At 37.1% G+C, this 846-nt stretch carries 2 protein-coding genes; both read right to left on the reverse strand.

Annotation, left to right across the window (positions count from 1 at the left end; translation table 11 throughout):
* Positions 1–241: hypothetical protein (locus tag IQR33_RS33440; protein ID WP_228013973.1), on the reverse strand; the 241-nt coding region annotated here is incomplete at its 3' end.
* Entirely contained in the window at positions 228–554 is a 327-nt protein-coding gene (locus tag IQR33_RS18040; RefSeq protein ID WP_064368482.1) for a hypothetical protein, read from the reverse strand. The genes IQR33_RS18040 and IQR33_RS33440, both read right to left, overlap by 14 nt.
* Positions 555–846: the final 292 nt, after the last annotated feature.

Consider the following 846-nt stretch of genomic DNA (forward strand, 5'->3'; position numbering starts at 1 on the left):
CCTTTTCGAGCTTTAACCTTAGTTTTTTGGTTTTTTCGGAAGGCTTCTCTTTTAAGCATTGCTCAACCGTCTTTTCAGACAAGTACATGACAGTATAGTATTGAGTTTCCGGTGATAAACTATGTATCCAATGATCTTTAGAAATAACAAAGTCCCGCTCATTTACACAATCAAAAGCAAATGCATTTGAAAAGGTAATGAGGGTAAATACAAAGAGTAACGCTGATTTATAAGCTTTCATATACACACTGCCAAAATTTAAGTTCTTTCCCTGTTTTACTCGTAAAGTGCATCAAAGCTTCATTCTTTATGATTTTTCGAGTAATTACAGGTATTGATGTTGCACCACGAGCGAAGGTTTCCCAATCTGCTGTTGATATATTGTATGTGGCTGTAGCAAATGTGTTTTTGAAGAAAATTTGGTAAATCGCGGATGATCCATAAAGCGCAGAAAGTAGCTTCATGTTTGTAACTCGTTTGTTGATTTCACGGATGCTGTCATGAGAGCTTTCAGATAATACAAGTCCTTGAATCATGCATTTTTTTACTGCCATGTTCTCTGCCTTAGTTAGGTGTTTTGATGCATAATATTTGCTTCTGTTTAGTGGGTACGTTTTGTGAGTTTAAAATGTGACGTATAGCTCAATAAAAGGTTTTTTCATTCTTTCCTAAGATTAGAACAAACATAACAAAGCATTTAAGAGTGATTCCCAACGCTTGGCATTTTTCGTTCCATCGTTGGGTTTCGTGTTTACGGTGGTATGGCTAGGTTTTGTGGTAGCGTTGTTCACACCTTAATGCGGCGTTAGCACTGAGTTGGCATCAGAGACCAAAAGTCTGGTGCTT

The organism is Vibrio sp. OPT46 (genome assembly GCF_015163535.1).
GTDB classification, from domain to species: domain Bacteria; phylum Pseudomonadota; class Gammaproteobacteria; order Enterobacterales; family Vibrionaceae; genus Vibrio; species Vibrio alginolyticus.

Coding starts and splice junctions, on each gene's coding strand:
- IQR33_RS18040 (WP_064368482.1), bottom strand. CDS start 554: ATGGCAGTAAAAAAATGCATGATTCAAGGACTTGTATTATCTGAAAGC.